At 61.9% G+C, this 24824-nt stretch carries 23 protein-coding genes; 17 read left to right on the top strand and 6 right to left on the bottom strand.

The genetic code is table 11. The features are described 5' to 3' along the window. Window positions 1-19 precede the first annotated feature (19 nt). From GRI34_RS13230 to GRI34_RS11250, 11 genes are read left to right on the top strand one after another with little or no spacing between them, the layout of a single operon-like run. Window positions 20-163 (top strand): hypothetical protein, encoded by a 144-nt coding sequence (locus tag GRI34_RS13230; protein ID WP_199800157.1) that lies wholly within the window; start codon window positions 20-22, stop codon window positions 161-163. A gap of 33 nt (window positions 164-196) precedes the next feature. Further along, entirely contained in the window at window positions 197-883 is a 687-nt protein-coding gene (gene gpmA / locus GRI34_RS11295; RefSeq protein WP_160596011.1) for a 2,3-diphosphoglycerate-dependent phosphoglycerate mutase, read from the top strand. A 2-nt stretch (window positions 884-885) separates the two neighbouring features. Beyond that, the gene (gene purE, locus GRI34_RS11290) at window positions 886-1368 is read left to right on the top strand and encodes a 5-(carboxyamino)imidazole ribonucleotide mutase (RefSeq protein ID WP_160596010.1); all 483 of its coding nucleotides are present in this window, start codon (window positions 886-888) and stop codon (window positions 1366-1368) included. Then, window positions 1368-2426: a 5-(carboxyamino)imidazole ribonucleotide synthase gene (locus tag GRI34_RS11285; protein ID WP_160596009.1), complete on the top strand. Its 1059-nt coding sequence runs from the start codon at window positions 1368-1370 to the stop codon at window positions 2424-2426. Before purE ends, GRI34_RS11285 begins: the two co-directional genes overlap by 1 nt. Continuing rightward, window positions 2423-2899, top strand: coding sequence for a dihydrofolate reductase (locus tag GRI34_RS11280; RefSeq protein WP_160596008.1), 477 nt, complete (start codon window positions 2423-2425; stop codon window positions 2897-2899). The genes GRI34_RS11285 and GRI34_RS11280 overlap by 4 nt, the downstream gene beginning before the upstream one ends. Next, the gene (locus GRI34_RS11275; protein WP_160596007.1) at window positions 2896-4065 is read left to right on the top strand and encodes a dipeptidase; all 1170 of its coding nucleotides are present in this window, start codon (window positions 2896-2898) and stop codon (window positions 4063-4065) included. Before GRI34_RS11280 ends, GRI34_RS11275 begins: the two co-directional genes overlap by 4 nt. Then, the gene (locus tag GRI34_RS11270) at window positions 4062-4988 is read left to right on the top strand and encodes a bifunctional riboflavin kinase/FAD synthetase (protein ID WP_160596006.1); all 927 of its coding nucleotides are present in this window, start codon (window positions 4062-4064) and stop codon (window positions 4986-4988) included. The genes GRI34_RS11275 and GRI34_RS11270 overlap by 4 nt, the downstream gene beginning before the upstream one ends. Window positions 4989-5017: 29 nt before the next feature. Next, a complete protein-coding gene (locus GRI34_RS11265) occupies window positions 5018-6040 on the top strand; it encodes a glycerophosphodiester phosphodiesterase family protein (RefSeq protein WP_160596005.1) in 1023 nt (340 codons plus the stop codon). A gap of 41 nt (window positions 6041-6081) precedes the next feature. After that, complete coding sequence (ileS, locus tag GRI34_RS11260) at window positions 6082-8985, top strand: isoleucine--tRNA ligase (protein ID WP_160596004.1); 2904 nt, start codon at window positions 6082-6084, stop codon at window positions 8983-8985. After that, the gene (gene lspA, locus GRI34_RS11255) at window positions 8982-9524 is read left to right on the top strand and encodes a signal peptidase II (RefSeq protein ID WP_199800156.1); all 543 of its coding nucleotides are present in this window, start codon (window positions 8982-8984) and stop codon (window positions 9522-9524) included. The genes ileS and lspA overlap by 4 nt, the downstream gene beginning before the upstream one ends. Then, the gene (locus GRI34_RS11250) at window positions 9521-9931 is read left to right on the top strand and encodes a DUF3035 domain-containing protein (RefSeq protein WP_160596003.1); all 411 of its coding nucleotides are present in this window, start codon (window positions 9521-9523) and stop codon (window positions 9929-9931) included. Before lspA ends, GRI34_RS11250 begins: the two co-directional genes overlap by 4 nt. 24 nt (window positions 9932-9955) lie before the next feature. On the opposite strand, the gene GRI34_RS11245 is transcribed toward GRI34_RS11250, so the two are convergent. Continuing rightward, entirely contained in the window at window positions 9956-11281 is a 1326-nt protein-coding gene (locus GRI34_RS11245; protein ID WP_160596002.1) for a hemolysin family protein, read from the bottom strand. A gap of 168 nt (window positions 11282-11449) precedes the next feature. Between GRI34_RS11245 and GRI34_RS11240 the strand changes: the two genes are divergently transcribed. After that, entirely contained in the window at window positions 11450-12142 is a 693-nt protein-coding gene (locus GRI34_RS11240; RefSeq protein ID WP_090477182.1) for an OmpA family protein, read from the top strand. Between the two features lie 69 nt (window positions 12143-12211). Here the strand turns inward: GRI34_RS11240 and GRI34_RS11235 are convergent, their stop codons facing one another. After that, window positions 12212-12994: a 3'(2'),5'-bisphosphate nucleotidase CysQ gene (locus GRI34_RS11235; RefSeq protein WP_160596001.1), complete on the bottom strand. Its 783-nt coding sequence runs from the start codon at window positions 12992-12994 to the stop codon at window positions 12212-12214. A 120-nt stretch (window positions 12995-13114) separates the two neighbouring features. On the opposite strand from GRI34_RS11235, the gene sucC reads away from it, so the two are divergent. Beyond that, window positions 13115-14314 (top strand): ADP-forming succinate--CoA ligase subunit beta, encoded by a 1200-nt coding sequence (gene sucC, locus GRI34_RS11230; RefSeq protein WP_160596000.1) that lies wholly within the window; start codon window positions 13115-13117, stop codon window positions 14312-14314. A 12-nt stretch (window positions 14315-14326) separates the two neighbouring features. Here the strand turns inward: sucC and GRI34_RS11225 are convergent, their stop codons facing one another. Further along, a complete protein-coding gene (locus GRI34_RS11225; protein WP_160595999.1) occupies window positions 14327-14836 on the bottom strand; it encodes a DUF6265 family protein in 510 nt (169 codons plus the stop codon). A 202-nt stretch (window positions 14837-15038) separates the two neighbouring features. Between GRI34_RS11225 and GRI34_RS11220 the strand changes: the two genes are divergently transcribed. The 4 genes from GRI34_RS11220 (at window position 15039) to GRI34_RS11205 (ending at window position 18769) form a co-directional block, all read left to right on the top strand. Beyond that, window positions 15039-15785, top strand: coding sequence for an electron transfer flavoprotein subunit beta/FixA family protein (locus GRI34_RS11220; protein WP_160595998.1), 747 nt, complete (start codon window positions 15039-15041; stop codon window positions 15783-15785). A 28-nt stretch (window positions 15786-15813) separates the two neighbouring features. Then, window positions 15814-16743: an electron transfer flavoprotein subunit alpha/FixB family protein gene (locus GRI34_RS11215; protein WP_160595997.1), complete on the top strand. Its 930-nt coding sequence runs from the start codon at window positions 15814-15816 to the stop codon at window positions 16741-16743. Window positions 16744-16898: 155 nt separating this feature from the next. Next, on the top strand, window positions 16899-17735 hold the full coding sequence (locus GRI34_RS11210; RefSeq protein ID WP_160595996.1) for an energy transducer TonB: 837 nt from the start codon (window positions 16899-16901) through the stop codon (window positions 17733-17735). A gap of 131 nt (window positions 17736-17866) precedes the next feature. Then, on the top strand, window positions 17867-18769 hold the full coding sequence (locus tag GRI34_RS11205) for an energy transducer TonB (RefSeq protein ID WP_325065216.1): 903 nt from the start codon (window positions 17867-17869) through the stop codon (window positions 18767-18769). Window positions 18770-18785: 16 nt separating this feature from the next. Here the strand turns inward: GRI34_RS11205 and GRI34_RS11200 are convergent, their stop codons facing one another. The 3 genes from GRI34_RS11200 to GRI34_RS11190 form a co-directional block, all read right to left on the bottom strand. Further along, complete coding sequence (locus GRI34_RS11200) at window positions 18786-19997, bottom strand: DUF445 domain-containing protein (RefSeq protein WP_160595994.1); 1212 nt, start codon at window positions 19995-19997, stop codon at window positions 18786-18788. A gap of 82 nt (window positions 19998-20079) precedes the next feature. Next, entirely contained in the window at window positions 20080-23550 is a 3471-nt protein-coding gene (locus GRI34_RS11195) for an efflux RND transporter permease subunit (protein ID WP_160595993.1), read from the bottom strand. 4 nt (window positions 23551-23554) lie between these two features. Further along, entirely contained in the window at window positions 23555-24751 is a 1197-nt protein-coding gene (locus GRI34_RS11190; RefSeq protein ID WP_160595992.1) for an efflux RND transporter periplasmic adaptor subunit, read from the bottom strand. Window positions 24752-24824 lie beyond the last annotated feature (73 nt).

The raw sequence follows: 24824 nt of genomic DNA, 5'->3' as shown, positions 1-24824 counted from the left end.
TTCGCAAAAGGATTGCGCGATGAGCCAGCCAAACGACAAGATGACCCGCGAAGAGCGGCTTGCAGCGAAACTTCGCGAGAATCTGCGCCGCCGCAAGGGACAGGCGCGGGAAATCCGCGAATCGGATGCAGACGGGGTTTCCAAGCCCGACACAGACCGCTAACGCGCAGTGCTCCTAGGGAAACAGGGAGCGCCCATGTCCAAGCTGATCCTCGTCCGTCACGGCCAGAGCGAGTGGAACCTCGCCAACCGGTTTACCGGCTGGTGGGATGTCGACCTAACCGAAAAGGGCGAAACGGAAGCGCGCGAAGCCGGTGAGCTGATGAAAGCGAAGGGCGTACTGCCCACGACCGCTTTCACTTCGGTCCAGAAACGCGCCATCAAGACGCTCAATATCGCGCTCGAAGCGTGCGACCGCCTCTGGATCCCGGTGACGCGCGACTGGCGCCTCAACGAACGGCATTATGGCGGGCTAACCGGCCTCGACAAGCAGGAAACGCGCGAGAAGCACGGTGACGAGCAGGTGCATATCTGGCGCCGCAGCTTCGACGTTCCGCCTCCCGAACTCGAGCCGGGCAGCAAATTCGACCTCTCCGATGATCCGCGTTACGCCGGTATCGACGTGCCGCGTACCGAAAGCCTCAAGCTGACGATCGAGCGTGTGCTCCCTTATTGGAAAGAAGCCATTCTCCCGCAGCTGGGCAAGGGCGAGACGGTCATCATCTCGGCCCATGGCAACAGCCTGCGCGCCCTGGTCAAGCACCTGTCCGGCATTTCCGACGACGAGATAACCGGGCTGGAAATACCGACCGGCCAGCCGATCATCTATGAATTCGACGGGACGCAGGTGTCGGGCGAACGCTATTATCTGAAGGACAGCTGATCATGGGGGCAAAGGTCGCAATCGTCATGGGTAGCCAGTCGGACTGGAAGACCATGACCTGCGCAGCCGAAGTGCTGGAGGAACTGGGTGTAGAGACCGATGTGCGGATTGTCTCCGCCCACCGGACACCGGACCGGATGTACGATTTCGCCAAGGCGGCCGAAGCCGATGGCTTTCATGTCATCATCGCAGGGGCAGGCGGCGCGGCTCACCTCCCCGGCATGATCGCGGCCCTGACCCACATTCCCGTCCTCGGCGTTCCGGTCCAGTCCAGGGCGTTGTCCGGAGAGGACAGCCTGCTCTCCATCGTGCAAATGCCGGCAGGCGTCCCGGTCGGCACACTCGCAATTGGCGAAGCGGGAGCCACCAATGCCGGCCTTTTGGCTGCGGCAATCCTGGCCAACGGGGACACCGCGCTCGCAGCACGTCTCAAGGCGTGGCGACAGGCGCGCAGCGATGCCGTCACAGAGCGACCGGAAGACTGATGCTGAAGCGGGGCTCGACGATCGGCATCCTGGGAGGAGGCCAACTCGGCCGGATGATGGCCGTCGCCGCGACCCAGCTCGGATATCGCTGCATCGGCTACTCGCCGGAAGGCGATAACGTCGCTGCCGAGGTTTGCGAGGACTTCTTCACCAATCGCTGGGACGACCAGGCTGCTCTGGCGGCATTCGCCGCACGTTGCAACGTCATCACCTGGGAATTCGAGAACGTGCCGGTCGCGACCGCCCGGGCATTTCCTTCCGACAAGATATTCCCCGACCCCAAGGCGCTGGAAACGGCGCAGGACCGGCTTAACGAAAAACGTTTCGTCGAAGGGCTGGGCGGCAGGCCGGCGGCATATGCGAAGATCGATTCCCAGAGCGATCTCGAAGCGGCAACCGATCGGCTCGGGGCACCAGGGATCGTAAAGACGCGGCGCGACGGCTATGATGGCAAGGGCCAGTGGCGCATCATGTCGGGGCGCGATGCCTCGGCACTCAAGCTGCCCGATGTCCCCGCGATCTATGAAGGCTTCGTGGAATTTTATGCCGAGTTCTCGGTTGTCCTCGTGCGGGCTCAGGATGGTGAAATCCGCTATTGGGACAGTTCGCGCAACGTCCACGAAGGCGGAGTCCTGTCGGCCTCCTACCTGCCTGCCGGTGAAGCGGTCGAACCCCAGGTGGACGAGGCGCGCAAGCTCGCCGGACAGGTTGCCGACGCCTTGGGTTATGTCGGCGTCCTGACGCTCGAATTCTTTGCGACCCACGAAGGTCCCATCTTCAATGAGATGGCGCCCCGGGTTCACAATTCTGGCCACTGGACCATCGAGGGCGCGGCAACCAGCCAGTTCGAAAACCACATCAGGGCGGTCGCAGGTTTGCCGCTTGGCGATACGCGCACCACAGCAGAGGCGGTCGAGATGCGCAACATCCTCGGCTGCGATATTCAAGGTGCGCACGCTTTCCTCGCTGACGCCGACGCCCATCTGCACGATTACGGCAAATCGGAAGTCCGCGAAGGGCGCAAGATGGGCCATCTCACCCGCCTGACCCGCGCATGAGCCTGTTCTGTATCTATGCACGCGCCGCCAATGGCGCGATCGGCAAGAATGGCCAGCTGCCTTGGCACCTGCCTGCCGACCTGAAGCGCTTCAAGGCGCTTACCATGGGCCAGCCGATGATCATGGGCCGCAAGACTTTCGAGAGCCTTCCCGGGCTCCTGCCCGGACGGCGCCACATCGTCCTCACCCGGAAAGAACGATGGGATTCCACGGGCGCCGAAGTGGTCCGCTCTGCCGAGGAGGCGATTGCGATCGCAGGCGAGAGTGCTGCCGTCATTGGCGGCGCCGCGATCTTCGACGTCTTCCTGCCTCTGTCGGACCGGGTAGAATTGACGGAGATTCACCAGGATTTCGATGGCGATGTCTTCATGCCTCCGCTCGGTCCTGAATGGGAGATCGCCGGTCGCAAGGATTTCGACGCTCGGCAAGACGCTCCTGCCTATTCCTTCCTGACCTACGAGCGGTCGGAATGAAGCGGCGCATCTTCTTTGGCTTTGGAGCAGTAGTCCTGCTGGCAGTTGCCGGCTTCTTCGCTTTTGGGCCGGCGATAGTCGAGCGGGGCATGAACAAGATTGACGGGAAGCCGTTGATCGCTGTCTCCGACGAAGCAAGAGCGCTTCATGACAGCCTCGCTATCGTCGACCTGCATTCGGATACGCTCTTGTGGGACCGCGATCTTCTGGACGGCAGTGACCGTGGGCATGTCGACCTGCCGCGCCTCCAGCAAGGCAACGTCGCGTTGCAGGTCTTCTCCAGCGTTACAAAGACGCCGCGCGGGCAGAATTACGATGCGAATGGCGCGGACACCGACAACATCACCCCGCTGGTCATCGCGCAGCTTCAACCGGTGCGGACATGGGGAAGCTTGCTGGAGCGCTCGCTTTATCATGTGCAAAAGCTTGATCGGGCGGTCGAAGGCTCCGGCAATCAGCTCGTGTCGATCCGCGGCCGGGATGACGTAACCGGGCTGCTGGGCCGCCGCGCGGTCAAGAACAATGGAACCGGCGTCCTCTTCAGTGCCGAAGGCCTGCAAAGCCTCGAGGGCGACATCGCCAATCTCGACACTCTATACGCTGCTGGAATGCGCATGGCGGGGCTCACGCATTTCTTCGACAATGAACTGGCCGGTTCGATGCATGGCCTTGAGAAGGGCGGGCTGACCGACATGGGCCGCGAGACCGTCAAGCGGATGGAAGCGATGGGCATGATCGTCGATATCGCGCATTGCAGCCACCAGTGCGTTTCGGAAATCCTCGCCATGGCGACCCGCCCCGTGGTCTCCAGCCATGGCGGTGTGCAGGCCACCTGCGAGGTAAATCGCAACCTCACCGACGAGGAAATTCGCGGTGTCGCGGCGACCGGCGGGATCATCGGCGTCGGCTATTGGGAAGGCGCCGTCTGCGACACCTCCCCTCGTGCCACTGCGAAAGCGATGAAACATATTCGCGATCTCGTCGGGATCGAGCACGTCGCGCTGGGCAGCGACTATGACGGCGCGGTCACCGTACGCTTCGACACTTCAGAGCTGACACAGGTCACGCAGGCCCTGCTCGACGAAGGCTTTTCCGAGGAAGAAATTCGCGCGGCGATGGGCGGCAATGCGCTGCGCGTGATCGGTGAAGGGCTGGTGCCGCAATGAGGTTTCTGGACCACCGCGACCCGCTGCCCGAGAGCCTGCGCGGCGCGATCATCGCGCTGGGCAATTTCGACGGGTTCCACCTCGGCCACCAGGCCGTCGCGAAGCAAGCGATCGACTGGGCGCGTGCAGAGGGACGCCCGTCGATCATCGCGACCTTCGATCCGCACCCGGTTCGTCATTTCAAGCCGGACGCTCCACCATTCCGGCTAACCACGCTGGAACAGCGGCAGGAGCTTTACCTTGCAGCCGGCGCCACCGCCATGCTGGTGTTCCACTTCGACGGCGAGCTGGCGGGGACGACCGCAGAAGATTTCGTGAAGGTCTTGCTGGCCGAACATCTCAGCGCGGCAGGTGTCGTCACCGGCGAGGACTTCACTTTCGGCAAGGCGCGCGGTGGCAATTTCGAGAAGCTCGTCTCGCTTGGCAAGGAAGTCGGGATCGAGGCGCGCGCAGCGCAGCCGGTTCTCGATGGCGGCAAGCCGGTTTCTTCCAGCCGCGTGCGCGAGGCGCTGCGCGAGGGCGATCCGCAGGAAGCCGCACGCCTGCTTACCCGGCCTTTCGCGATCCGCGGGATTGTCGAGCATGGCGACAAGCGTGGGCGCACGATCGGCTATCCCACCGCAAACCTGTCTATCGAGCATTATCTGCGACCCAAATACGGCATCTATGCCGTGACCGGCCGTATCCTTTCGACTGGCCAGAAACTTCTCGGCGCGGCGAATATCGGGGTCCGCCCCCAGTTCGAGCCGCCCAAGGAGTTGCTCGAACCATATTTCTTCGATTTCTCGGGTGATCTTTATGGTCAGGAAATCGAAGTGGCCTTCCATCACTTCCTGCGCGGCGAGGCGAAATTCGATGCGCTCGATGACCTGGTCGACCAGATGGATCGCGACTGTGAAAGAGCGAAGGCCCTCTTGGGATGAGAAGATGGTTGCGGTGGGCGGGGATGGCATTGGCCCTCGCCCTCTTGGTACTGAGTGTCGTTAATGCCAGCTGGCTCGCGCCCGAGCCGGTGGGAGCCCCCAAGCTGATCGCCCATCGTGGCCTCTACCAGATGTACGACAAAACAGGCGTGGGCCGCGATACCTGCACCGCTGACCGTATCGCCCAACCCTATCACCCTTACCTTGAGAACACGGTCGAGAGTGCACTGCGCGCACAGAAATTGGGCGCTTGGATGGTCGAGATCGATATCGCAGCCACCCGCGATGGCGAGCTCGTGGTATTTCACGACTGGACGCTCGATTGCCGGACCGATGGTGCTGGTCCGGTGCGCGACGCGTCTCTTGCAGAGCTCAAGGCTCTCGATATCGGCTATGGATACACTGCGGACGGAGGCGACACCTATCCGTTCCGGGGCGACTTTGTGGGGGCAATGCCGACCTTCGAAGAGCTTGCCCGCGCGCTTCCTCCACGCGGCAGGTTAATGATCAACTTCAAATCGAAGGACCCTGCCGAGGCCAATCTCGTGGCGCAGAAACTAAAGGCAGTTGGCCGGGATCCGGTTGCCTCCGGCGATGGGTTTTACGGTCACGCCGGACCGATCCACCGCATCCGCGAATTATATCCCGAAGCATGGGCCTGGGACCCGCAAGCCGCAAAGCAATGCTCGAAAGATTACGTCGCGCTTGGCTGGTCCGGGTATGTCCCCCAGAGTTGCCGTGGCGAAACGCTGCTTGTTCCGCTCAATTACCAATGGGTGTTCCCGGGCTGGCCGAACCGCCTGATTGCTCGCATGGAAAAATACGGCGGTAAGGTCATCGTAATTGGGCCGATTGGCGAAAATCTGCCGCGCGGGCTCACCCTGCCAGAGCAGCTGACCGAGCTACCCGAGAGCTTCAACGGCTATGTGTGGGTGGAAGATGCCTTCACCATTGCCTCTGCCCTCTATCCCAGTTTCGACGACCGCACAGTGCAGGAATGGGAGGCAAGCGAAGCCGCCCTCGACCGGCGCCGTGCAGGGCGTGGCGATTGACGCTTTAAAGCTCGGCGCAAATCCCCTAACGGCGAGCGGCAATGACTGAACAGCGCGACTATAAAGACACGGTCTTCCTTCCCAAGACCGATTTTCCCATGAAGGCCGGCCTCCCCCAGAAGGAGCCGAAGATCCTTGCGCGCTGGCAGGAAGAAAACCTCTACGAAGAGCTGCGCGAGAGCCGCAAGGACCGCGAGAAGTTCATCCTCCACGACGGCCCGCCCTACGCCAATGGCGACATGCATATCGGCCATGCGCTGAACCGTATCCTGAAGGACATGGTGGTGCGCAGCCAGACGCTGCTCGGCAAGGATGCGCCCTTCGTGCCCGGCTGGGACTGCCACGGCCTGCCGATCGAGTGGAAAGTCGAGGAACAGTTCCGCAAGAAGAAGCGCGACAAGAACGCCATTCCCGCAAGCGAATTCCGCGCCGAATGCCGCGCCTACGCGCAGAAATGGGTCGATGTTCAGCGCGAACAATTGCAGCGCCTCGGCCTGATGGCGGATTTCGACAATCCGTACCTCACCATGCAGTTCGAAAGCGAAGCGACCATCGTTGCCGAGCTGATGAAGTTCGCCGAGGCTGGAAACCTCTATCGCGGATCGAAGCCGGTGATGTGGTCGCCGGTCGAGGAAACCGCGCTGGCCGAAGCCGAGGTCGAATACGAAGACATCACCTCGACCCAGATCGACGTGGCGTTCGAGATCGTGGAATCGCCGATTCCGGAACTGGTCGGCGCGCATGCGGTGATCTGGACCACCACACCGTGGACGATACCGGTGAACCAAGCCTTGGCCTATGGGCCGGAGGTTGAGTATCAACTCATCTCGGTCGATGGCACGAACTGGTTGGTGGCCGAGCAACTTGTTGGCGACTTTCTTCAACGGCTCGCAGCGGCCAATCCCCAGCAGGTCTCGCGCGATTGGGAGGGACACAAGCCCGCCGCCACCGAGAACAAAAAGCTCGTCAAAGGCTCCGATCTCGCCGGTACTGTGGCTCGCCACCCGATGCACCATCTCGGCGGCTTCTACGCCAAGCCGCGACCGCTGCTCGCAGGCGATTTCGTCACCACCGACAGCGGCACGGGCCTCGTCCACATGTCGCCCGACCATGGCGAGGACGACTTCCTGCTCTGCCGCGAGCACGGCATCGAGCCGGTCTTCGCGGTCATGGGCGACGGGCGCTATCGCGACGACTGGGAATGGCTCGGCGGCAGCGACGACCGCCGACGCGCGGTGATCAACAAGGCCTTCAACGCGCCCGACGGGCCGATCTGTTCGGACCTGCGCGAAGCCGGCGCGCTGCTTTCGGCCAGCGACGATTACGCGCATTCCTATCCGCATTCGTGGCGTTCGAAGGCCAAGGTCATCTACCGCTGCACGCCGCAGTGGTTCGTGCCGATGGACAAGCCGCTCGACACGGGCGACTTCGACGTCGCCGCGCCCGAAGGCTTCGGCGCCGCCGTCGCGATGTTCACGAGCAAGGACCACTCGACATTGCGCGAAATCGCCATGCGCGAGATCGAGCGGGTAAAGTTCTATCCCGAAAAGGGCCGCCGCCGCATCGGTTCGATGGTCGAAGGCCGCCCCGACTGGGTCCTTTCCCGCCAGCGCGCATGGGGTGTGCCGATCACGCTCTTCGTGCGTAGCGACGGCTCTTACCTTCAGGACCCGGCAGTCAACGCTCGCGTGGTCGCAGCCGTGCGCGAAAAGGGCGTCGATGCCTGGGACGAAAGCCGCAAGGCAGAGTATCTTGGCGCGGACCACGATCCGGCTGAGTTCGAGATGGTCACCGACATTCTCGACGTCTGGTTCGATTCGGGCTGCACCCATGCCTTCACATTGGAAGGCGACCGCTGGCCCGACCAGCGCTGGCCCGCCGATCTTTATCTCGAAGGCAGCGACCAGCATCGCGGCTGGTTCCAGTCGAGCCTGCTCGAAAGCTCCGCGACCCGCGGCCGCGCGCCTTATGACGCGGTGCTGACCCATGGCTTCACCATGGACAAGCAGGGCAAGAAGATGTCGAAGAGCCTCGGCAACACCATCGACCCGCTGAAGGTCATGGAACAGTACGGCGCCGACATCATCCGCCTCTGGGCGCTCTCCGTCGACTTCACCGAAGACCACCGCATCGGCGATGAAATCCTGAAAGGCGTGGGCGACCAGTACCGCCGCCTGCGCAACACCTTCCGCTATTTGCTCGGCGCGCTCGACGGTTTCGTCGGCGACATGGGCGATGCGGGCGAAATCCCCGAGCTGGAAGTTTATGTCCTTGCGCTGCTGGCCGATCTCGACGGCAAGCTGAAGGCTGCGCTCGAAAGCTACGACTACAACACCTACACGCGCCTGCTGGTCGATTTCTGCAACGAGGACCTGTCCGCGTTCTATTTCGATATCCGCAAGGACTGCCTCTATTGCGACGGGCCGGACAGCGTGAAGCGCAATGCCTATCGCACCGTGCTCGATCTCCTGTTCCATGCACTTGTCCGCTACGCCGCGCCGGTGCTGGTGTTCACTGCGGAAGAGGCCTGGACGACGCGCTACCCTGATGGCGGCAGCGTACATCTCCTAGACTGGCCCGCAGTACCGGGCGTGACTTCCGATGGCGCTCGCTGGGAAAGCTTGCGCGAATTGCGCGAGCGCGTGACCGAAGCGATCGAGCCGCTGCGCCGTGACAAGACGATCCGCTCCAGCCTCGAAGCCGATGTCGTCGTGCCTGCGAGCGCGGTGCCCGAAGGCTTCACCGACGAAGATCTCGCCGAACTGTTCATCACCGCGTCAGTGACGCGCGGCGATAGCGACACGGTGACTGTCACTCGAACCGGCGAATCCAAATGCGGCCGTTGCTGGCGCCTGCTGCCCTCGGTTTCCGAGGACGGCGCGCTGTGCGATCGCTGTGACGACGTCATCGAGCAGATGGACGCTGCCGGGAGTGCGGGAGAATGACCCCGGTCCTGCGCAATCGCCTCATCGGCGTGGCAATCGCCTTTGCGATCTATGCGGTCGACCAGGTCGTGAAGTGGTGGGTCGACGGCCCGCTCGGCCTGAAAAGCCAGCACGACAAGATGGACCTGCTGCCGTTCTTCGACCTTTACCGCATCCATAATTACGGCGTGTCTCTCGGCATGTTCGAGGCGACCAGTCCGGAAACGCGCTGGCTCCTCGTCGGTGTCACAGCGCTGATCGCCCTGCTCGTCACGGTCTGGATGTTCCGTGAAAAGCTGCTTGGCGACATCCTTGGCCTGTCGCTAATCCTCGGCGGCGCGCTGGGGAACATCAAGGATCGCTACGAACTCGGCTATGTCCTCGATTATGCCGATTTCCATATCGGGGATTTTCGCCCCTTCCTTATTTTCAACATCGCAGATGCCGCTATCACCATCGGCGTCGTAATCATCCTTGCCCGCGCGTTCTTCATGAGCGACAAGGAAGTCGACGACATGATGGACGGCAAGACGGCAGACGCCGCGGAGAGCAATACATGAATACCTTCACTCGCATCGCCCTGGTGAGCGCCGCCGCAAGCACGCTCGCAGCCTGTGGCAGCGGCGGTTTCCTCAATCGCGAACGTCCCGACGAATTTGCCGTGCAGCGCCAGGCTCCGCTGGTCGTTCCGCCGGACTTCAATCTTGTCCCGCCGGCACCCGGCGCACCGCGCCCGGCTGAAGGCACCGCCGCAGAACAGGCTCTCGAAGCCCTGTTCGGTGGTCCGGCTGCACGCAGCTCGGTCGAAACTTCGGTGCTGGACCGCGCCGGCTCTTCGGAGCCGGGCATTCGCAGCCTCGTCGGCAGCGAAGGCACCAATACGGTCGCCAAGGGCAGTGTCACTCGCGATATCGTGGCTGCACCCGAAGGCGACGGCGCGACCGCACAGGCCGTAATCCCGGGCTAATCAGGCTTCCCGGTTCGGGAAATCTCAGCCGTCGTCCTCGTCCGAGGGCTTCGCTGCGTCGAGTGCGCTGACTAGGAGCTTGTCGATCCGGCGTTCGTCGAGGTCGACGACTTCGAAGCGCCAGCCCTGTTCTTCGAACCACTCGCCCTCTGCGGGTAGCTTCTTCAGTACTGCGAGGACGTAGCCCGCAACGGTCGCAAATTCGCGATCTTCGCCGTATTCGAGGCCCAACCGGTCAGCAAGCGCATCGGCGCTCAGCGAGCCAGACACCAGCAACGAGCCATCGGCACGTTCAACGATACCCGGCGAATCGCCCGGATCCTGGTCACTGGCGAAATCGCCGACGATGGCGGTCAACAGGTCGACGGGCGTTACGATCCCGTCGAGATGGCCGTATTCGTCATGTACCATTGCCATCGCGATATCGGCTTGCTGCAACACGCGCAGCGCGTCCACCGCATCGAGCTGGTCGGGAACGACCTCCGCTTTACGGAGAAGATCCTGCAGGACGACCGGACCACCTGCCACCTGCGACGCTAGGATTTCCCGCACCCTCACGAGCCCCAGAACCTTGTCCGGCGAACCATCGGCGACCGGCCATACCGAATGCGGGCTTTCCGCCAACAAGGCCGTAATCGCGTCTTCGTCCGCAGCGATATCGATCCAGTCGATTTCGGTTCGCGGGGTCATGACTTCGCGGACGGGTCGCTCCGCCAGGCGGACCACGCCCGACAGCATCTGGTGCTGCTCGTGCTCGATCACGCCGCTACGCGTGGCCTCGGCGAAAAGCATGTGCAGTTCTTCCGCCGTCACCGCGCTCTGGCCCGCGGGGCGCACGCCGAGCAGGCGGATGATGAGGCTGGAAGAGGTATCGAGCAGCCAGACCAGCGGCGCGGCGACCTTTGCGATAAATGCCATTGGCAACGCCATCGCAGTAGCGATCGGTACGGCGGCGCGCAGCGCAATCTGTTTCGGAACCAGTTCGCCGATCACGAGGCTGAAATAGGTCGTGAGCGCAATGACCAGGGCAAAGCCGACCTGGGGCGCCCAGTCCGCGGGCAGGCCAATGGCGGCAAGACGTTCTCCGACCGGACCGCCGAGGCTGGCACCGGAGTATGCACCCGCGACGATGCCGACGAGAGTGATCCCGATCTGTACGGTCGAAAGGAACTTGCCCGGATCCGCCGCGAGCGCGATGGCCGATTTCGCTCCGGCACTGCCCTGCTGGGCTGCGCCTTGCAGCCGTCCGGTGCGCGCGGAAACGATGGCGAGTTCGCTCATGGCGAAAACGCCGTTGAGCATGATGAGCCCGGCGATGATGAGCAGGTCTGTCCAGGGAAAGGGTGTCACATTCCTGCGCTAGCACAAATTATCGCGCATGCCAGTGCTTCGCGGAACACTAGGCCGTTTCACTTGTTTGGAACCTTCAGAGGCGCTGGTGGGCGCGTCCCACATGGCGTGTCGGAACCGGCTCGTAAGGAGCCGCTGGCCGTCATAACTCTAGAAGGGGATATATTTATGCAAAAATCACGGATTTTCCTCGCAGGCTTCTCGGCTGTCGCCCTCATGGGCACCTCGGCCTGCGTCACCGACCCGAATACGGGTGAAAAGAAGATTTCGCGCACCGTTCTCGGCGGCGTCGGCGGTGCAGTCGCCGGCGGCCTGCTTGGCGGCGTCATCGGCGGCAAGACCGGCCGCATCATCGGTGCTGCAGGCGGCGCCGCTGCCGGCGGCTATGTCGGCTACAAGATGGACCAGCAGATCAAGGAGCTCGAAGAGCAGACTGCCGGTTCAGGCGTAGACGTCAGCGAAGTTGATGGCGGCGAGGCTATCCTCGTGAACCTGCCGGACGGCGTGACGTTCGCCACGGGCAGCGCCACGATCAACAGCGCATTCCGCCAGACACTCGACCGGGTTGCGCAGAACCTCGTCCAGTATCCGAACAGCCTGATCGACGTGTACGGCTACACCGACACCGTTGGCGCCTCGGACTTCAACCAGCGCCTCTCGGAACAGCGTGCGCAGGCAGTCGCAAACTATCTGACCAGCCGCGGCGTGAGCTCTTCGCGCATCCGCTGGATGGGCTTTGGTGAAACCAATCTCGCGGTCCAGACTGCGGACGGCGTTGCCGAACCGCTCAACCGCCGCGTCGAGATCAAGATTATCCCCTTCGACCAAGACGATGTCGAAGCAGCCCAGCAGGGCAACTGATCCGAGCCTTTCGGAAAAGTCGCAGGAAAGGGGCCGGGCCAAAACCCGGTCCCTTTTTTGTTGGGGTTGCTATTTGGAAGCCAGGGTCGCCGCCCGGTCGGCAAGATGCGCAACCGTTGCGGAATGGATGCCGGGGGCGCTCACGACCATCCCAAACTCGCGCGGGTCGCGCTTGTTGTAATTCAGCTTACGGCCGAAGGCGTCCGAGACTGCGGCTCCCGCTTCGCGCGCGATAAGTGCCGCTGCCGCGATGTCCCACTCGAATCCCCAACGCAGTGTCGCGACCAAATCGGCCTCATCCGCTGCAACCATCGCCATGCGCAGCGCAATCGAGTTGGGCTGGTAGACTTTCTCGAGCATCCGGTCCTGTTTCATCAGGTCCGCTGCAGGGACGCGGGCGCCGGTGAACTCCTCGCGCTTCGATGAAACGAGCTTCTCGCCGTTTCTCCAGGAGCCTTGTCCCGCAGTTGCCTGCCAGACTTCCTTGCGGGCGGGCGCACAGAGCGAGCCGATCAGGGGCCGCCCCGCACTTATCAAGGCCACCGACACCGCCCAGCCCGGGCGGCCACGGATGAAATCCCGTGTGCCGTCGATGGGATCGACGAGCCAGATAAGATCGCGGTCGAGACGCGCCGGATCGTCCACCGTCTCTTCCGAAAGCCAGCCGGCTGCAGGCAACAGAGCGCCCAATTCTCGCTTGAGGAAGGCGTCGACGGCCAGGTCGGCTTCGCACACCGGGCTGCCCGGGGTCTTCTCCCAAGTGCGCACGTCTTTGCCCGCGCCGGGCCAGAGGTCCAGCGCGATGCGTCCCGCTTCGGAGACGATCGATTCGAGTCGCTTTGCGTCGATCATGGATGGGAAGCGCCCCTGCACCCGAAAGTCGCACTTTTCAAGCGGGGCCAGACATGCTTATGCGACCCGCGCAACACGATTCCCTCCAGCCGCGCAATACGCGAAGGACGAAAGCCCGAAATGAACATCCACGAATACCAGGCCAAGGAACTCCTCGCTAAATACGGCATCGCCGTTCCCGCAGGACACGCAGCGATGACCGTCGAAGAAGCGGTCGCAGGCGCGAAACAGCTCCCCGGGCCGCTTTACGTCGTGAAAGCACAGATCCACGCCGGTGGCCGCGGCAAGGGCAAGTTCAAGGAACTCGGCCCCGATGCGAAGGGCGGCGTCCGCCTGTCGAAGAGCATCGAGGAAGTCGAGGCGAACGCCAAGGAAATGCTCGGCAACACGCTGGTGACGATCCAGACGGGCGATGAAGGCAAGCAGGTCAACCGCCTTTACGTGACCGACGGGGTCGATATCGCGCATGAATACTATCTCTCGATGCTGGTCGACCGCGCCACCGGCCAGGTCGCCATGATCGCTTCGACCGAAGGCGGCATGGACATCGAGGACGTCGCGCACGAGACGCCCGAGAAGATCACCACGATCACCATCGACCCGGCACAGGGCTTCATGCCCCACCATGGCCGCGCGGTGGCCTTCGCCCTGAAGCTGACGGGCGACACCAACAAGCAGTGCCAGAAGCTGGCCAAGCAGCTCTACACCGCCTTCATGGACCTCGACATGGAAATGCTCGAGATCAATCCGCTGGTGGAAGACAAGGACGGTAACCTGCTCGTCCTCGACACCAAGATGAGCTTCGACGGCAACGCGCTCTACCGTCACAAGGACGTGGAAGCGATGCGCGACGAGACCGAAGAAGACCCGGCCGAAGTCGAAGCATCGGAGTACGATCTCGCCTACATCAAGCTCGACGGTAACATCGGCTGCATGGTCAATGGCGCAGGCCTCGCCATGGCGACGATGGACATCATCAAGCTGAACGGCGCTTTCCCGGCGAACTTCCTCGACGTGGGCGGCGGCGCGACGACCGAGAAGGTCACCGCAGCGTTCAAGATCATCCTCAAGGACCCGGCGGTCGAGGGTATCCTTGTGAACATCTTCGGCGGCATCATGCGCTGCGACACGATTGCAGAAGGCATTGTCGTGGCGGCCAAGGAAGTCGAACTGGACGTGCCGCTGGTCGTCCGCCTCGAAGGCACCAATGTCGAGAAGGGCAAGGAAATCCTCGCCAATTCGGGCCTGCCGATCGTTCCTGCAGACGATCTGGGCGATGCCGCTCGCAAGATCGTGGCAGAGGTGAAAAAGGCGGCCTGAGCGCCGCCCGATTTACTCGACCCGTTCGAACCGGAAAACGAGCTCGCTTATCTCGCCGCCTGCGCTCTTCATGCGCACGGCGGCGACGAGGCCGTTGTCGCCATCGCATCGCAGGGTCAGCGCCCGGAAATAAGCGGCGCAGTGCTCGAGAGCGATGAGGTTGAAGGTTACCATGCCTTCCTTGTCTTCCCACGCGCTCAAGTCGGCGTTGAAGTGCTTGAGACGCATGACCAGCGAGCCTTCTTCCTCCATCAGGTAGATATGCTCGGTAAACATGATCTCGGTTTCATCCTTCATCTGGATGAAGGTGCCGACCATCGTGTTGCCAGTGGGAGGTAGCCAACTCTCGTGTGCGGGAGCGCCACCTATTCCCGTTCCGCTCCATTGACCTACCAGCCAATCCACTTGCTCTAGCGTAGCGGGAGGCGGAGTGTGATCCTCGGGCGTGTTTCGCACTTCCTGCGCCGCGACCGGCGAGGTTGCGAGGGTTAGAGCCGCTGCCATCATCATCCAGTCGCGCATCACAAACCTCCTGCCTTTCCAAGGAAACTATTCGCCCCGCCATCCATAGTAAAGGGAAGCGCCCTGCAGCGCTTGACCTTAGGATTTCCGCGGGCAAGAGGCTGTTGCACTGGTTTCGAATATCCGCGCCGCTCAACTTGACGTTTACGTAAACGCAAGCTAGGCGGGCGGCACAGTTTCTATCGAGAGGAAGGTAACACCCATGAAAATCCTCGTCCCCGTCAAGCGGGTGATCGATTACAACGTCAAACCCCGCGTGAAGGCCGATGGCTCGGGCGTGGATCTGGCGAACGTCAAGATGAGCATGAACCCGTTCGACGAAATCGCCGTCGAAGAGGCGATCCGCATTAAGGAAGCCGGCAAGGCGGAAGAGATTATCGCCGTTTCCATCGGCCCGGCAAAGGCCCAGGAAACGCTGCGCACTGCGCTCGCCATGGGCGTCGACCGCGCGATCCTCGTCGAAACCGACGATGAAGTCGAACCGCTCGCCGTCGCGAAGATCCTCAAGGCCATTGCCGAGGAAGAGACCGCGGGCATCGTGATGCTGGGCAAGCAGGCGATCGACGACGATTCGAACCAGACCGGCCAGATGCTCGCAGCCCTCATGGGCCGTCCGCAGGGCACCTTCGCCAACACCGTCGAAGTCGATGGCGACAGCGTCACCGTGAAGCGCGAAGTCGATGGCGGTCTCGAAACCGTTAAGCTTACGCTTCCGGCCATCGTCACCACCGACCTTCGCCTGAACGAGCCGCGTTACGCTTCGCTGCCGAACATCATGAAGGCGAAAAAGAAGCCGCTCGATACCAAGAGCCCGTCCGATTACGGCGTCGATACTGCGCCGCGCCTGAAGACCACCAATGTCTCCGAACCGCCGGTTCGCCAGGCAGGTGAAAAGGTCGAGGACGTCGACGCGCTGGTCGCCAAGATCAAAGCGCTCGGCATCGCGTAAGAACCCGGACAGGAAAGGAACGTAAATTATGAAAACTCTCGTCTGGGTCGAACACGACAATGCCGAGATGAAGGACGCCACCCTTGCTGCGGTCACCGCCGCAAGCAAGCTGGGTGAGGTCCACCTTATCGTAGCAGGCTCGGGCTGCCGGGCCGTTGCCGAACAGGCTGCCAAGGTCGCCGGAGTGGGCAAGGTCCACCTCGCCGATGATGCGGCTTACGAGCATGTGCTGGCTGAGAATGTCGCGCCCCTGATCGCCGATCAGATGGGCCACCACGACGCTTTCGTCGCACCCGCCACCACCACCGGCAAGAACATCGCACCGCGCGTTGCAGCACTGCTCGACGTAATGCAGATTTCGGACATCCTTTCGGTCGAAGGCGAGAAGACCTTCACCCGCCCAATCTACGCCGGCAACGCGATTGCGACCGTCGAATCGTCCGACGCAAAGCTGGTCATTACCGTCCGCGGTACTGCCTTCGACAAGGCAGCGACCGAAGGCGGCAGCGGCACGATCGAGGAAATCTCCGGCCCTGCCGATGCTGGCCTGTCCAGCTTCGTAAGCGCCGAGATTGCCGAGAGTGACCGCCCGGAGCTCACCAGTGCCAAGGTAATCGTATCGGGTGGTCGTGCGCTCAAGGACGGCGAGACCTTCGAACAGATCATCACGCCGCTGGCGGACAAGCTCGGTGCAGGCATCGGCGCATCGCGCGCCGCGGTCGATGCCGGCTACGTCCCCAACGACTACCAGGTCGGCCAGACCGGCAAGATCGTCGCTCCGGAAGTCTATATCGCGATCGGCATCTCCGGCGCGATCCAGCACCTTGCAGGCATGAAGGATTCCAAGACCATCATCGCCATCAACAAGGACGAGGACGCACCGATCTTCCAGGTCGCCGACATCGGCCTCGTGGCGGATCTGTTCAAGGCGGTGCCGGAGCTTACCGAAAAGCTTTAAGTCAAACTTCGACTTGAATTCAAAACCCCTCCGCTACATGATCGTAGCGGAGGGGTTTTTATATGTTCGGTCGCACATCATTACTTTCTCTTGCCATAATAGCTTTGCTCGCGGGATTTCCGTCGGGCATCTCGGCTAAGGAGCGGGAGCCTGAATTGCTCATGCCGCTCGGCCCGTGGCAGCTCGATATGGGCGAACACAAATGTCGCTTGGCGCGTCTCTTCGGCACCGATGAAGCGCAGACAATATTCATCCTCGACCAATGGAACCCGGCTGTTTCAGCGCAGTGGGCAGTAGCAGGCCCGCCGGTGCGCAGGATCAGGTCCAGCCGCGAGGCTTCTTTCGCATTCGGGCCGGATGGAGACGCGGAAGAATTTCGCTTCACCCCCGGCAAGCTGAATAGCTACGGAGATGTCATCGGCGACAGGTCGACAGTAACGGCCCACTCCCATCCGCTGCCGGGAGAGAGTGACTACGATTGGGGCGCAAGTCCACGCGGCATTCTCTCACTCAACACTTCGAACGCCGCCTCGATCGAGACGCTCATGATCAGCCAGAAGGGGGCCCACCCCTTTTCCTTGCGGCTCGGCCCGATGGAAAAGCCGTTGACGGCGTTCAACGCCTGTATGGAAAATCTGGTCGAGTTCTGGGGCTTCGATCTGGAAGAACAGAAAGCAGTGGCTACACCGGCCCGGATCCTGAACCTGGAGAAGGTCGCGGGACGCGTGCAGCAGAGCTACCCGCGCGATGCGTTACGCAACCGCGCACAAGCCGACTTTCACTTGCGCCTGACAGTGGGGACGGATGGCAGTGTGGAGGAGTGCTTCCTGATCAATCAGACGATCGCCAAGGACTTCGACATGACCCGCCATCCATGCACCACCTTCAAGACGATCGCTGAAGCCGAACCGGCGCGAATGGCCGACGGAACTCCTGTCCGCACGTTCTTCAACACGCGCATCGTCTATCGCATGCGCGGCAATGCTCCGTAATGCACTCGCGCGCATACTCGCGAATTCGAGTTCAACGCGCGCTCCGCACCTTGGAGCATCCTCGAAGTTCGCCAGGCTGCCCCTGCTCCAATCACAATGAGAATTATCGCATGAAAGCTTTCAAAACGTCAGTGTTTGCTATCGCACTTACCATTGGCGCACCGGCTCTTGCTGAAGCAGGGTCGAACGGCGAGGCCAGTGCAGCACAGGGGGAGAATGAGCTGCCCTTCCAGCCAGACGGCCAATGGCGCCTGTCTTCGCTAGATGACGGGTGCTCTGTTTCCCGCGATTTTGTCCGCAAGAATGATCGGGTCACCCTGTCCTTCAAACGCATCCATCCCGCGTCCGATGTGCAATTCGCGATTATCGGCGGCCCCCTTTCACAGCGAAGCGGATCGCTGAAGGCGGGTTTCTCAGTCGAGCGCGAACTCACCGATTATCGGCGTATAGCGACGGCATCCATTGGCGATCGCGAGGGCCTGGTTTTTGCCGGCCCACTGTTCGGGAGTGCGGATTGGGATGAAAGCGACGATCTAGCCAAGCAGACCACCGATTTCGTCGCCATCGATCCGCTGGAAACCCAGATTACCCTACGTACACGGGCAATCGACAAAGCTGTCAGCGCGCTGGATCAGTGCGTAACCGATCATCTGGTAAAGTCCGGTTTGGACCTGGAAGCGCACAAGACTTTCGAGACACATGCAACGCCCAAGGACATCAAGGATTGGGCGCGAAAGCTACAACGTGACTATCCGAACGACGCTTTGCGCGGCGGATTGCAGGGTCCAGTGCCGGTGCGGCTCATCGTCGACGGGTCGGGTCGCGTGACCCGTTGCGATGTGACGAACTACCTGACAGCCCTCGTCTTGCGGCAGACCGCTTGCGATCTCTTGGTCAAGCATGCGCGCTTCAATCCCGCAACCGGCAGGGATGGCCAGCCGGTCACCGATTACTACTGGACAACTGTGGTATATCGCATGTCAGGCCGCGGGTTTTCATCAGACGCACACGGCTTCCAGATCCGTCACGACTAAGGCCAGGGCCAGTGGCTTAGAACAGGACCGTCGAAAGCCCGTGGATCGTCAGGCCGACGAGCCCGCCCACGAGCGTCCCGTTAATCCGGATGAACTGGAGATCGCGGCCGACTGCGCCTTCTACACGGTCGGTCAGGGTCGTGGCATCCCAGCGGCGGACGGTTTCGGACACCAGCTGCACGATCTGGTCGCCGTAACGCGTCGAGATTCCCACGGCAGTGCGGCGTGCAAAGCGATTGACCTGTAGCTGGAGCCGGTGGTCATCGCGCAAAGCAGCGCCAAGCTCGCCCAGGGTTTCGCCGAGATAGGAAGGTCCGACACCGCCGGACTCCTTGATCGAGCGGATCAACCTTGCCCTGATCCGCTCCCAGACGCCCTGCCACCAATCCGCAATCGCGGGATTGGTGAGGAGCTCGCCCTTCAACCGCTCGACCCGCTCCTGCATTTCCGGGTCCTCGCGCAGGCCCTTGGCGAGTTCTTCCAGCCCTTCCTCGATCTTGTCGCGAAGCGGGTGTTCCGGATCGACGAGCACTTCTGCAAGGAGCTTGTAAAGGCCATCGATGACCGAATTCGCGAGCCGCTCGTCCAGGCCGGTAAAGCGCAGGACGGCGTTGGCGCGCTTGTGCACCATGTCGCGGACCAGCGCTTCATTGTCTTCCAGGACCAGGCCGGCCCAGCGAATGATCTTGTCGATAAGCGGTTTGTGCCGGCCATCTGCGATCATCGCATCCAGCATTCCGCCGAGCAGCGGAGCGATCTCGAGCTTCTCGATCTGCGCAGCGATGCCGCTTCGCACCTGAGTGCCAAGCCGGTCGGGATCGAGGGATTCGAGGACTTCCACGGCCAGGTCCCCGGCGCCAGCGCGTATACGGACATCCTGCGCAGCCTTTGGGTCCGCGAGGTAGGAGCCGACGGCACCGGCAAAATTCATGGTGCCCATGCGTCTCGCCACCACCTGCGGCGTCAGGAAGTTGCTGCGCAGGAAATCCGCCATGGTATCGGCGATGCGATCCTTGTTCTCCGGGATGATTGCGGTGTGCGGGATCGGAAGCCCCAGGGGACGCCGAAAAAGCGCGGTAACCGCGAACCAGTCAGCGAGGCCGCCAACCATTGCCGCCTCGGCAAAGGCGTGCACATAACCCCATGCAGGGTGCACAGCCAGATAACGGCCGGAGAGGATGAATATCGCGGCCATCAGGACGAGCATGCCGGTCGCGGCACGCCGCATCGCGCGCGCACGGTCCGGTGGTATCTGTCCCGCCGTTGCTCCGGAAAGGGGAGTTAGTCCATCCGCCATAATCAGGCGACGATCACTCGGCCGGATCGATCCCGGCTTCTCCGTGGGCGTTACCGGAGACGGGCTTGCCGTCATCGCCCGGGCGATAGGTCAGGAAGCGCCTGCGCATCCATGGTCCCGCGCGCTTCTCGAAACCGTCGGCGAGACTGAAGCCTGCCGGGACGATTAGCAGCGTCAGTAGGGTGGACAGGATGAGGCCGCCGATGACCATAGTGCCCATCGGGGCACGCCAGGCGCCATCACCCGAGCCAAGCACGCCCGAAAGCGCCGTGGGGACCATGCCCGCGGTCATGGCGACAGTGGTCATCACAATGGGCTGGGCGCGTTTGTGGCCGGCATCGATGATGGCGTGCAGCTTGCGAGTGCCGCGATCCATTTCTTCGATAGCGAAGTCGATCAGCAGGATGGAGTTCTTCGACACGATGCCCAGTAACAGAAGGATGCCGATGTAGACCGGCATGGACTGCGGCTGGCCAAACATCCAGACGAGCAGGATGCCGCCGAGCGGAGCCAGCGCAAGAGACGTCATGTTCACCAGCGGGCTCATCAGGCGCTTGTACAGCAGGACGAGCACGGCGAAGACCAGCAGCACGCCGGACATGATCGCGATGAGCAGGCTGGAAATCAGCTCCTGCTGCCATTCGTCCTCGCCCACCACGTCGCGAATGACGCCTTGCGGCAAGTCCTGCAGGATCGGCAACTGGTCGATTTCCTGCTGCGCCTCACCCTTGACGACGCCCTGGGCGAGATCGGCGCCGACCAGCACACGGCGGTTCTGGTTATAGCGCTGGATAGCCGTGGGACCCGATCCAAAGGAGATTTCGGCGACGCGCGACAAGGGCACGGAGCCGCCCGACGCCGTCGGCACCGGGAGGTTCTTGATCGTGTCGAGGTTCTCGCGCGATTGCTCGGGCAACTTAACCCTGATCGGGATCTGGCGATCGGACAGCGAGAACTTCGCTGCATTCTGCTCGATTTCACCCATGGTCGCAATGCGGATCGCCTGACTGAGCGCGATGGTAGAAACGCCCAGCTCTGCGGCAATATTCTCACGTGGCGTGACCAGGATTTCAGGCCGGTTGATGTCGGCGCTGATCCGGGGCGCAATCAGCGAATCAATGCCTTTCATTTGCTCGACGAGGGTGGCGGCCGTCTCGTTCAGCAATTCCGGATCCGAGCCGGCGAGCATGACGGTCATGTCGCGGCCGGAACCGAAGCCGCCCGATTGCGATGCGAATCGAACGCGGGCATCGGGGATCTGCGCAAAGACCGGGGCAATTGCGCGCTCGAATTCGATCGAAGTCCGTTCACGGTCCGGACGAAGCGTCACGTAAAGCGTCGCCTGCCCTTCGCGCACGCGCTCAAGAGCGAGTTCGACTTCCTGCTGCTCGTAGAGAATGTCCGCTACCTGATCGACGACCCGCTCTGTCGTTTCGAGCGTGGTGCCAGGCACCATCTCGATCTCGACGCGGCTGTTCTCATCATCGATCACCGGCTGGAATTGGGCTGGAGTGATCGAAAAGAGCAGGATGGTCAGCAGCAGCGAGAAGTAACCGACGCCCAGCATCCAGACGCGATGATCGAGGAAGCGCGCGCGCATATACTGCCAGCCGTCCCTGATTTTCTGGCCACAGAAGCGCACGACCAGCCCGAGAACTGCGAACAGGGCAAGTATCGCGAGGAAGCCGGCACCTAGCGATGCCACAAGCTGCAATAGCTCAATGAGGCGCGACACAAGCCCGGCAAAGAAGCCGTCGTCCGAACCGACCACCGCATCGACCAGATCCAGACCGGAAAGCATGCCGGATACCGAGAAGGTCGCGAAAGCAGATAGCGCCAAGGTCAGGAGGACGACCCCTAGCAAGCCAATCGCATAGAGCCACCTGCGACGGGGGCTCTCAATGCCATCACGGGCCGCATACATCTTGCCCCGGTCGAGAGACCAGCGAAGCACGTCCATATACCGGTCCATCATGGGGCCTTCGCCATGCGACTGCTGGCCCTTCGCTTTGAGGAAGTAGGCCGCGAGCATCGGCGTGATCATGCGCGCCACGGCCAGGGACATCAGCACAGCGACCACGACGGTGAAGCCGAAATTCTTGAAGAACTGTCCCGAGATACCGGGCATCGCGCCGACCGGGAAAAAGACCGCGACAATACAGAAACTGGTTGCGACGACCGGCAGGCCGATTTCGTCTGCTGCGTCGATAGATGCTTGGTACGCGCTCTTACCCATGCGCATATGGCGCACGATATTTTCGATCTCGACGATAGCGTCGTCGACCAAGACCCCGGCCACGAGCGCCAAGGCAAGCAATGACAATTGGTTCAGGTTGAACCCGAGCAGGTCCATGAACCAGAACGTGGGAATGGCGGAAAGCGGGATCGCAACCGCGGAAATCGCCGTCGCGCGCCAGTCGCGCAGGAAGAAGAAGACGACGACAACTGCCAGGATAGCGCCTTCGATCATGGCTGCCATGGCGCTGTCGTATTGATCTTTCGTGTATTTGACGGTGTTGAAGAGCGGGATGAATTTCACGCCCGGATTGGCGGCCTCAATCTCTTTGATCTGGACGAGAGCTTCTTCGAACACGGTGACGTCCGACGCCCCTTTGGCACGGGACATTGCGAAATTGACGACTTCCTTGTCGCGCACCCTGCTGATCGAAGTGCGTTCGGAAAAGCCGTCGCGCACCGTTGCCACATCGGAAAGCTTCACCGTGCGGCCACCGCCGAGCTGGATTTGCCGCTCGCCAAGCTCGAATGCGCTGGCATTATTGCCGAGAACACGGACGGACTGACGCGTCCCCCCCACCTCGGCCATGCCGCCTGCTGCATCGAGATTATTCTGACGCAGTACACTGTTGATCTGGCTGGCCGTTACGCCAAGCGCTTGCATACGCGGAAGATCGAGAATGACCTCAATCTCGCGATTGACGCCGCCGAAACGATTGACCTCCGCCATGCCTTCGATGCCGAGCAATCGCTTCGCGACGGTGTCGTCGATGAACCAACTTAGACCCTCGATGGTCATGTCGTCGGCTTCGACAGCATAAATTGCGAGGAACCCGCCGGAGATCTCTTCCTTGGTGATCCTGGGCTCTAGAATGCCGTCGGGCAGGCTGCCGCGGACCTGGTCGACCGCGTTCTTTACTTCTGCGACCGCATCGTTCGGATCGGTGCCGATCTCGAATTCGATAAAGGTATTCGAGCTACCCTCGCGCGCCGTCGAGTTGAGCGAAGCCACCCCGTTGATGGAGCGCACCGCGGATTCCACACGCTGCGTAATCTGGTTCTCGATCTCTGTCGGCGCGGCACCGGGCTGCGAAATCGTCACGTTGACCGCAGGAAATTCGATATCCGGATTGTTCACCACATCCATGCGGGCAAAGCTGATCAGACCCGCCAGCAGGAGAGCCGTGAAAGCAACCAGCGGAATGACTGGATTGCGAATTGACCAAGCGGAAATATTGCGGAAATTCACGCGCTTATTCTCCGCCTTGCTTGACCAGCTCGGGAACCACGGTCTCGCCTTCAGTGAGGAAGCCCCCAGCTCGCAGAACGACCTTTTCCGAACCTGTCAGACCTTGCGAGATGACGATGCCCCGTGAGGTAACTTCACCGGTGGTGACGCTGCGGCGCACGGCCTTGTTATCGCCATCGATGACGAAGACATAGTCGCCCTCGCGATCGGACAGGACGGCGCTTTCGGGTAGGATGGGCGCGACGAGCGTCCCGCTTGAAATCGTTGCGGTAGCGAAGCCGCCGGGACGCAATTCGGGTGCGTAAGGAAGCGCAATGCGGGCGGTACCCTGGCGGTCCTGCGCATCGATAGTCGGCGCAAGCTGCCAGATCTGGCCCGAAAATGTCTTGTCGGAGCCGGCCGGGGTAACCTCGGCAGTCTCGCCCGGCGAAAGGCGGGCCAAATCGTCTTCGCTAAGACGTGCGAGCATTTCCATTTCACCACCCTTGGCGATGCGGAAAAGCGGCTGCGATCCACCACTGACCGTCTGGCCAGGCTCGACATTGCGTTCGAGTATCAGTCCTGCACTGGGGGCGACAATATTAAGGCGCGCATTACGCGCTTGCAGCTCACGCAAGGATGCCTGCGCTACACGGACACGGGCGACAGCCGCATCACGCGTCGCAGTCAGGCGATCGACATCGGCCTTGGAAACGAAGCCGCGCTCGACCAGTTGCAACGCACGGTCGAGATTGGCCTGGGCCAGATTGGCATCGGCCTGGGCAACCTGGATTTGAGCGGCAGCGCTCTGCGCCTGCTGTGTCTGGACGGAGCGGTCGATGACGGCAAGGACCTGGCCTTGGCGCACCCAGCTCCCCTGCTCGACCGGCACAGAAACAACCCGGCCACCCTCGCCTACGACACCCACCGGCATTTCCCGGCGCGCAGCGAGCGTGCCCGTCGCCGTTATTTCTCCTGTGACGGTGGTGCGGCCAGGCGCAATGACGCTTATCGACGGCGCCTGCGCTTCGCGATTGTCGTCGGCCGCCGTTTCGCCGCCGGACATCAGCATGTATCCGCCGATAACTGCAGCCAGGATAAGGATCGCAGCGATCACCCAGCGGGCTTTGCCGGTCGTGAAGCGTGCGAAACCGCCCTGCTCTTCGAACTTTGCATCCGAGGCATCACCAAGGTCGGATTTGATTTCGGTTTCGTAATTCATTCGCTCGCCCCGGTCGGTCGCAACCTCTTCACTCGGCCACTGTATTAGTCGAGTAAATCACAATGCGCAAGAC

Source organism: Qipengyuania aquimaris, from assembly GCF_009827445.1.
GTDB lineage: Bacteria > Pseudomonadota > Alphaproteobacteria > Sphingomonadales > Sphingomonadaceae > Qipengyuania > Qipengyuania aquimaris.
Note: the sequence above shows the minus strand (reverse complement) of the source record. Positions and strands in the feature narration are given on the sequence as shown.